The organism is Acetobacter tropicalis, from assembly GCF_001580915.1.
In the GTDB taxonomy this organism is placed as follows: domain Bacteria; phylum Pseudomonadota; class Alphaproteobacteria; order Acetobacterales; family Acetobacteraceae; genus Acetobacter; species Acetobacter tropicalis.
This window is the reverse complement of the sequence record NZ_LHZQ01000139.1, coordinates 1-8,255: the sequence shown is the minus strand read 5'-3', so window position 1 is coordinate 8,255 and position 8,255 is coordinate 1. Positions and strand designations below refer to the sequence as shown.

Sequence of the window (8,255 nt, the reverse complement as noted above, 5' to 3'; positions counted from 1 at the left end):
ATCAGGACCAGAAACCAGAAATCAGGCGCAGGGGTAATCAATCAAGGGTTCTTCGAACCCTCCAGGTGGCCCAGGACGGCCACGGACGCCATTCTGCCCGGTGGGGACGCGCGCGAATGCGTTACCTTCGCCGGGGGCAGCCTGCTGCCGTCCGACCTTGACTGGATCATAAGCGATATGACGGCGCTGGGATGGGTGGACGATGCCGAGCATCAGATGCTCATGCGCTGGATCGGTCCCATACCCGCCGATCCCCCCCATGCCTGCGCACGGTCACTGTGAACCACGCGGGGGAGGGAAACCGTGCTGTTCAATTTCGAAATGGACTTTGCCCTGTCGTTACGCTGCGTTCCCATGATCGTACGCATGAAGCTGGACCTGTGCGGGGTAAAACTCAGCCTGCGTCAGTGGAGCCGCTTCACCCGGCAGGACAGGCAGGCACTGGTGGACCGTCCCGCCGCCACGCCGCCAGAATGGACCGCGTACCGGTCGTTCCTCGTGCACCTGATCAGGACCCGGGCAGGGGAAGAGCCAAAACTGCTTCCACCCGCCCGGACCGAAACATGGCAGCTGGCTGATGGCGTGCCCGATGCGATCAGGCTGAAAGCGCAATCCAGCGGGTTGCGGGCACCTACGCCCGAACAGTGGAGGCACCTGTCCTGCCTGCAGCGTTTCGCGCTGGTCAAACTGACGCGGCCGGGCCATGAAAACCAGAATTTTGGACCGGCATTACGGGAATTTCTTGATACGGAAGCATGACGGATGCCACCCGTTTCAGACAGGCGGCTTATGAAACATCCCGTAAACCTGCTGGATGTTTCTGGTAAAGCCTGTTTCACGTCCCCCCGGAAAACATCGCCTTCGTGAAAAACGGCAACACCCGGAAACGTTCCATGTTCCAGAAAGCCTGCCTGTCACGTCAGAAGCTGGTCATGCCTGTTCATCAAAACCATCGGCAAGCATGTTTGTCAGTGTATCCGCCATGGAATGAAACTGCTCCGTGCGCATGATCGTGGCGTCGCGTGGCCGGGGGAAGGGGACGTCAACCTCGTGGGCGATGCGGCCGGGGCGGGGCCTGAGCACGATGATACGATCCGCAAGGAACAGGGCCTCCGCGACATCATGCGTGATCAGCAGGGTGGTGATCTGCTGCGTGCTCCACAGCCGCATGAGCTCAAGGTTCATGCTGCGGCGCGTGACGGCATCCAGCGCGCCAAAGGGTTCATCCAGCAGCAGGACTTCTGGCGAAAGCACCAGCGCACGCGCAATGGCCGCGCGCTGGCGCATGCCGCCGGAAAGCTGGCCGGGTCGTGCATGGGCAAAATCCGCCAGCCCGACCCGCCGGATCAGGTCGTCCACCCGTGCCTGATCGACCGGATGCCCGGCCAGGCGGAAGGGCAGGCTGATGTTCGCCGCGATCGACAGCCACGGCAGCAGGGCCGCATCCTGAAAAGCGACACCCAGACGATGGGCGCGCGACAGTTCGGCAGGCGCCACACCTTCCACCCGGATCTGTCCCGCGCCGGGCGTGTCCAGTGCCGCGATCAGGCGCAGGATCGTGCTTTTCCCGCAACCGCTCGGCCCCAGCAGCGCGACGAATTCACCTTCCCGGATGGCAAGGGAAATGTCGTCCAGCACCAGAATGTTCCGGCCGTCATTCAGCTGGAACGTCTTGGAGACATGGCTCAGCTCGATTGCCGGGACGCGCTGCATCAGCTCTGGACCATCGCGTCAAACCTTTCCATGATCCTTGCCCTGCGTTCATTCACCCTTGCGCGCAGGGCCTCGATATCGATGTTGAGCAGCCTGCGGTCACGCATCACCACCGCGCCGTCGATAATGACATCGCGCACATCCCGCCCGACCACGCAATGCGCTGCAAGGAAAAGCGGGTCCATCGACCCTATGTGATCAAGGTCGGATGTCTCCACCAGGATCAGGTCCGCACGGCGCCCGACCTCCAGACAGCCCAGTTCGTCCCCCATTCCCACGGCGCGCGCGCCGCCACGTGTCGCGATCCTGAGCAGGTCTTCCCCGGACATGGGAACACGCTGGTGATAGGCATGGCCAATGGCCGCGGCCTGACCGACCCGTGCGGCATGGGCGACCTGAAAGAGGTCGAGCGTAAAGGCCGAGGCCGCGCCATCGGTTCCCATTCCGATATCCACCCCGCGCCGCCACATTTCCTGCAGGCGGGGCACGCCGATCCCGTAATTGCCAAAGGCGCAGTGGCAGGCAGACATCCGGTGCGTGGCGTAAAGGTCAACTTCCTCGGCAGACAGGATGACCGAATGGGCGCAGTGCAGGTGTGGCCCAAGCGCGCCAAGGTCGTTCAGGTATTCGGTGGGGCGCTTGCCGTGCTGTTCCAGCGCGTAATCCACCTCATACGTGCCTTCAGCCAGATGGGTATGGATTTTTACGCCGTGGGCGCGGGCCGCATCCGCCATGCCTGCGATCAGCGTGGGACTGCACACGATGATCTGGCGCAGCGACATCCAGGCCCTGACCCGGGCGTGATCGCGCCACCGTTCAACCAGGGCGATGTTCCTGGCCAGCGCCTCGTCCGTCGTCATCATCATTGATGGCGGCATGTCCCTTCCTGCAAAACTGGTGTTCAGGTCCGATGTCGTCAGGGCGACAAAACCGCGAATGCCGGTTTCAACCGCCGCCCGGGCCATTTCATCAGGGTGGGGGCCACCGGCTTCGGCAAAACAGGTCGTGCCGCACATGATCATGTTGGCATAGGCCAGCAGGCCGCTCAGATAGATGTCTTCGGGATCGAGAAGGGCCTCGAACGGAACATAATAGTTTTTCCATGGCGGGTTGCGCAGCGGGCCGAGGCGGCTCATCTCAGCCAGCTTGCCGCGCAACAGCTGCTGCGCGGTATGGACATGCGCATCAATCATGCCGGGCATGGCGATCCGGCCCCGTCCGTCAATCATGGTCGTGGCGGCAATGTCGCCAATATCGGTCCGGGGACCGACATGCGCCAGCCGGCCGTTGCTTATGACGATGACGCCATCACGAATGACGTCCCCGGCATCGTTCATTGTTACGATATCGCATCCATGGATGACGATATCCGCCTGAGAGGGAAGCGCCATGTCAAATTCCTTTAAAGGCTTCGGGAACAACCGTGAAATCGGCAATCCGGTCGATATCGGGCAGGGCCGTGCGCCCCGCCGCGCGGGCGGCGGCATACATCGGCCCGACCATCATGTCCCGATCGAGGGAGAGAAGCGGGCGCGACGGCATGCCGCGATAATGGGTGAAGGGGATCTGGCTCCTGTTCTGCAGGATCTGCTGGTCAAGGTCGAAGCCGTAATCCTCGCCATATTTTTCAACCACCAGACGGGCAGCGACCGCGGGATCGGTTTCGTTGAAGGTCCACCCCTGTATCAACGCACGCAGGAAGGCCACGACGCGGGGCCGGTTCTGCGTAAGGTAGGCGCGGGTCGTCACCAGAAGGGCGGCAGGGGTGACGAATCCCAGATCGGCGAAATTCGTGAAAATGAAGTCCCTGTCCTGTTTCAGGCCCATCATTTCAAGCATGAGCTTCTGGTTGGTATCGAACCCCACGAACGCGTCGCCCTGCCCGTCAAGCAGCGGATCGGGGGCAAAACCGGCCGGGACGAAGGTCCATTGCCGGGGCAGGCCCGCAATGGCGAGCACGGCATTGATTGACGTCGTCTCGTTAATGCCCTGTGCAAGGATGCGCAGGCCAAGCAGGTCGCGCGGCACACGCACGGGGTGGGCGGGCAGTGAAATGACCCCGAGCGGATTGCGGGGCATTTCGGTGCCGAGTATCACAAGGTCATTGCCACGTGCGACCGCATCCAGAAACGGCAGCCATGACATGTAGGACAGGTCGGCCCGTCCCGCCGCCAGCATGACGGCCGGGTCTGGCGCATTGGGGCCGCCCGCTGTCCATGTGACATCCAGCCCCTGATCACGGAAAAACCCGCGATCAAGGGCAATCCATTCGCCTGCGTACTGGACATTGGCAATCCAGCCGAGCTTCAGCCTGACAACCGGCAGGGACGGGGTTTCGGCTGCCCGTGTGGAACCGGGTGCCGCAGCACAGCACAGGGCAAGGCTGGCGAGGAACGATCTTCGATGCCATTTCATGCCATGCCCCCCGTATGCTGTCCCGGCCTGCCCCGAAACATGTCACGCAATTTTTTTCCTGATGGAAAATGTTACTTTATTTTCCAAATGAGCGTCAACGTGTAAATTATGTTACTGACATGATGGATGCAGGTCGCTATCATCGTTTCTTGGGAGTTATGATTCCAATGCAGGCCACGCCACGCATTGCCACGTTTTCCCGCCGACTGTTCATATCCTGAGGGGGAGGGTGCGACATGCCCGTCCAGTATTCACGGAAGCGTAGCACGGGAACGAAACACAGGGGTGATGGCGCAGGCCACACGATCCTGCGATCCCGCCACGGACATGCCCCGATACATCGCCACGGTGCGACAGCATGAAATACGTCACCCACTTCCGCGCAGCCATCACTGCGGCCGTCGGGTTCGCGGTTATCCTGGTCCTGTGGCAGGTTATCGGGAATGCAAAACTGCTTGGCCCGACCTTTCCGCCACTGAGCAGTGTCATCGCCAGCCTTACGGTGCCATACCGCCGGCATCTCTATATCCGTGCAAGTCTGGCAACGCTTTCGACAGCGGCATGGGGATATGGCATCGGGCAGGCAGGGGGGCTTGCAGCCGCGCTGTTCGGGCATCTCCTGCCTTTTTCCCGGGCCGGGCTGGACCGGCTGGCAAGCGTTATCCATGCCATACCCATGATCGCGCTGGGGCCGCTGTTCATGGCCGTGCTGTCCCCTGTCTGGGCCGGGACGGCCATCGCCGCGATCGGGGTCTTTTTCGTCTCCTACATCGCAGGCTGTACTGCGATTGAGTCGGCCGCGCCAACGCATAGGGACCTGTTCCAGATATTCGGCGCGTCCCCCCTGCGCAGGCTGTGGCTGCTTGATGTCCCGTCCGCCCTGCCGGCACTGGTAACCGGATTGCGGCAGGCCGTGCCAGTGGCTTTCCTGGGCACCATACTGGGCGAATGGTTCGGCTCCGCCCATGGTCTTGGGCTGCTGATCCTCAGCGCGATGGAAAACTTCCAGATCGCCCTGCTGTGGAGCACGGTCATCCTGTGCTGTGGGCTGTCACTCATCATTTTTGTCCTGCTTGGCTATGTCGAACGTATCGTGGGACGGCATTACCGATGAAACGTTTCCTTGCGCGCTGGTGGGGGCCGTGCCTGCTGCTGCTGGCCTGGCAGGTCGGGGTGCAGGCCAGCGGGGTCAACCAGATCGTCATGCCGCACCCCATGGCTGTCCTCATGGATATGGCGTCCAACCCGCTGGTTTATGGCCGCGCCGCGGCAGGGACGCTGCTGGTCGCCGTTCCGGGCCTTACGGCGGGACTGGCGATGGGGGGCATGCTGGCGCTGCTGTGCCAGTTTTCCGCAGTCATGGAATATCTGCTGACGCCACTTGCAATGATGCTGTCTTCCATCCCGGTTGTGGCCATCATTCCTGTTCTGTCGCGCCTGTTCGGGTATCACATGACAACGCTGATCATCATCGTGGCCATCATCTGTTTTCTGCCTGCCTTCGTATACATGCACGCGGGACTGCGGTCGGTTCCGGCGGGCAGTCTGGATGTCTTCAGCGTGTTCGGGGCTGGCGCGCGGGCACGGCTGCTGCTGCTTCGACTGCCAGCATCCGTGCCATCCTGTATGACAGCCCTGCGTATCGCGGCCCCGACCGCGATCCTGGCGAGCCTGACCGCCGAATATCTTATGCAGACAGGGGGGCTGGGTGCGCTGTTCCGTATTACAACAGCCGAATTCCGGTCCGAACGCGCCTTCGGGTGCAGCCTTGTGGCGATGGTGCTGTCGGTCTGCTGTTTCTTTCTGGCCCTGCATGCCGAACGGGCCGTAACCCGGCGCTGGCGATAGGAAAGGGGACGTGATGCACATCACGGTTGTGGCTGACCTGAAAACAACGCTGGGCGAAAATCCGTTATGGGATGCCGATACGCAGCGCATCTTCTGGGTGGACAGCCTTGGCAGGCGCCTGTTTCGCGCGACAGCCGATGGACAGGAAATCCGGGCATGGGATTTTCCCGCCAGCATCGGTTCAATGGCGTTACGTCATGGGGGCGGGGCGGTTGTCGCATTGCGCACGGGGGTCTTCATGCTGGATTTCCACACCGGCGCCCTGACCCGCGTGGTGGATCCCGGACATGACCGGGCGCACCTGACGCTGAATGACGGCAAGGTTGACCGGCAGGGCCGGTTTATCTTCGGCTCCATGGTTGTCGATGCGGCGGAAAATCGTTTTGCCGCACTGTACCGCCTTGATACCGACCTGTCATTACACCGGCTGCGTGGCGGGATTGGTGTCAGTAACGGGCCATGCTGGAGCCCCGATGGGTGCCGTTTCTATTTCTCCGACACCCATTCGAACGAAATGATGGTGTACGATTACGTCACGGCTGAAGGCGCCCTGTCGCGCGGGCGGCCCTTTGTCACCCTGCCGTGCGACGGGACCGGCAGGCTTGATGGTGCCTGCGTCGATGCCGAAGGCTGTGTCTGGAGCGCGCATTGTGGCGCGGGGCAGATCGTGCGTTACCAGCCCGACGGCACCATTGACCGGGTCATCCAGATGCCAGTGCGGCGTGTGACCAGCGTTGCCTTTGGCGGGGCAGGACTGGACATCCTGTTTGTCACATCCATGGCGCATGGCCTGCAGCCCGACGCGGTGGCCGACCACCCTCTGCGGGGGGCCCTGTTTGCCGTGCATGGCCTTGGCGTGACGGGCATGGCCGAACCCCGTTTTGCCGGTTGAGCCTGTTTCCCCATGATTTTGCGAGTCGCGCGGAAAAAACGACTACAGTGCGGAAACCGGGTTTCATGAAGAAGGAGAGTTGCCACGACGCGCAATGCGCTGCAGAAAACATCCCCTAGGCGCGTATTCACCGTCTGTATGCGTCCGCCCTGCCTGCCATGTCCCATCCATTGCGGGAGGGAATGGGGCTGGATGAAATGATGATAAGGCCAAGTCAGGATACTGCCGAATGCAGCCACCCACATCCCTGCCACCACACAGCCCCATGGCGGAACGGATTGCCCGCGTCTATCCGGATCTTACGCAGGCGCTCAGGGATCTTGCCGATTTCGTGGTGGATGAGCCGATCAACGCCGCACGCCTGAGCATTCATGACATTGCAGCCCATGTCGGTGTTTCGACCGCAACCGCCAACCGGCTGGCGCGTGCGCTGGGATTTTCCGGCTATGCGGCATTCCGGGCGGAACTGATCCGCAGTTTTGAATCTGCTTTCGTGCCGGTTGACCGCCTGATCAGGAACCTGAATGGGCGTTCGAACGCGCTGGAAGTCATGGCCGCCTCCCTGCAGGAAGACGTACGCAATATCGAGGCGACAATACGCGGACTGTCCGCGGAGGGCTGCAGTCATGCCGTCCAGGCCATCCTTACGGCACACCGCATTTATGTGGTTGGCATGGAGAATGGCAGTCATCTTGCGGCCATGCTGTCCAATGGCCTTGATATCTACCGTGGCAATATTGATTCCGTTGGCATTACGGGCGGCGGGGCTACTGCTGCGCGCAGGGTGCGCCGGTATGGCAGCCGGGATCTGGTCATTGCGGTGGCCTTTCCCCGTTATATGGCTGACACGATCACGGTCGCACGGGACGCGCGGGCACAGGGCGCGCGTGTCATGGCGATTACCGACAGCCCGGCTTCACCACTGGCGGCCCTGACCGATCTTGTCCTGTATGTCACGGCAGAGCGCCAGTTCGCCGCCAATTCGGATGCAAGCGTCCTGGCAATGATGGAGGCACTTTGCGCGGCGGTTGCCCACAGCACGCGCGGCGCGGTGGATTCCGCCAACAAGTACACGCGCACGATCCTGCGTTGGCTCGATATGGATTCACGTCCCGGCAATTCCGGCAGCCCCAGGCGGACGACCACGACACGGAAATAAACAAACGATTACATCACAATACAATATTCATATCCGTGGAAGCTGCTTTTTTAGAACAGAATTCTGTCCTGACGCTTTGTGAAAACAGCTGTACCAAAACTTTCATAAGGTTTTCAGGACATTTCACAGACAGACGACCCGGAAGGGTCTGCCTGTGAATCTGGTGAAGTCAAAATATAAACGACAACCTGGAGGGTTCGAAAAACCTCTTGGTTTTGAGGCCCTCTC

General features: G+C 61.3%; 8 protein-coding genes and 1 pseudogene. 6 read left to right on the top strand and 3 right to left on the bottom strand.

Features of this window, described 5'->3' with window-relative positions:
- Nucleotides 1-282: pseudogene (locus tag AD944_RS16135) on the top strand (hypothetical protein); the annotation flags it as partial.
- A 21-nt stretch (nucleotides 283-303) separates the two neighbouring features.
- Nucleotides 304-759 (top strand): nitrate reductase associated protein, encoded by a 456-nt coding sequence (locus tag AD944_RS01780; protein ID WP_045543277.1) that lies wholly within the window; start codon nucleotides 304-306, stop codon nucleotides 757-759.
- 171 nt (nucleotides 760-930) lie between these two features.
- Here AD944_RS01780 and AD944_RS01775 read toward each other — a convergent pair whose 3' ends face one another.
- The 3 genes from AD944_RS01775 to AD944_RS01765 are packed head-to-tail and all read right to left on the bottom strand — an operon-like array spanning nucleotide 931 to nucleotide 4,128.
- Nucleotides 931-1,713: an ABC transporter ATP-binding protein gene (locus tag AD944_RS01775; RefSeq protein WP_045543278.1), complete on the bottom strand. Its 783-nt coding sequence runs from the start codon at nucleotides 1,711-1,713 to the stop codon at nucleotides 931-933.
- On the bottom strand, nucleotides 1,713-3,104 hold the full coding sequence (locus AD944_RS01770; protein WP_045543279.1) for an amidohydrolase family protein: 1,392 nt from the start codon (nucleotides 3,102-3,104) through the stop codon (nucleotides 1,713-1,715). The genes AD944_RS01775 and AD944_RS01770 overlap by 1 nt, the downstream gene beginning before the upstream one ends.
- 1 nt (nucleotide 3,105) lies before the next feature.
- The gene (locus AD944_RS01765; RefSeq protein WP_045543280.1) at nucleotides 3,106-4,128 is read right to left on the bottom strand and encodes an ABC transporter substrate-binding protein; all 1,023 of its coding nucleotides are present in this window, start codon (nucleotides 4,126-4,128) and stop codon (nucleotides 3,106-3,108) included.
- A gap of 358 nt (nucleotides 4,129-4,486) precedes the next feature.
- On the opposite strand from AD944_RS01765, the gene AD944_RS01760 reads away from it, so the two are divergent.
- The 4 genes from AD944_RS01760 to AD944_RS01745 all read left to right on the top strand — a co-directional run bounded on the left by AD944_RS01760 (nucleotide 4,487) and on the right by AD944_RS01745 (nucleotide 8,027).
- Nucleotides 4,487-5,242, top strand: coding sequence for an ABC transporter permease (locus tag AD944_RS01760; protein WP_045543281.1), 756 nt, complete (start codon nucleotides 4,487-4,489; stop codon nucleotides 5,240-5,242).
- Nucleotides 5,239-5,976 carry an ABC transporter permease gene (locus AD944_RS01755; protein ID WP_045543282.1) on the top strand — a complete coding sequence of 246 codons (738 nt, stop codon included), beginning with the start codon at nucleotides 5,239-5,241 and terminating at the stop codon, nucleotides 5,974-5,976. Before AD944_RS01760 ends, AD944_RS01755 begins: the two co-directional genes overlap by 4 nt.
- A 13-nt stretch (nucleotides 5,977-5,989) precedes the next feature.
- Nucleotides 5,990-6,868, top strand: coding sequence for an SMP-30/gluconolactonase/LRE family protein (locus AD944_RS01750; RefSeq protein WP_045543283.1), 879 nt, complete (start codon nucleotides 5,990-5,992; stop codon nucleotides 6,866-6,868).
- A 229-nt stretch (nucleotides 6,869-7,097) separates the two neighbouring features.
- Nucleotides 7,098-8,027, top strand: a complete 930-nt coding sequence (locus AD944_RS01745; RefSeq protein WP_052427258.1) for a MurR/RpiR family transcriptional regulator — start codon at nucleotides 7,098-7,100, stop codon at nucleotides 8,025-8,027.
- Nucleotides 8,028-8,255: the final 228 nt, after the last annotated feature.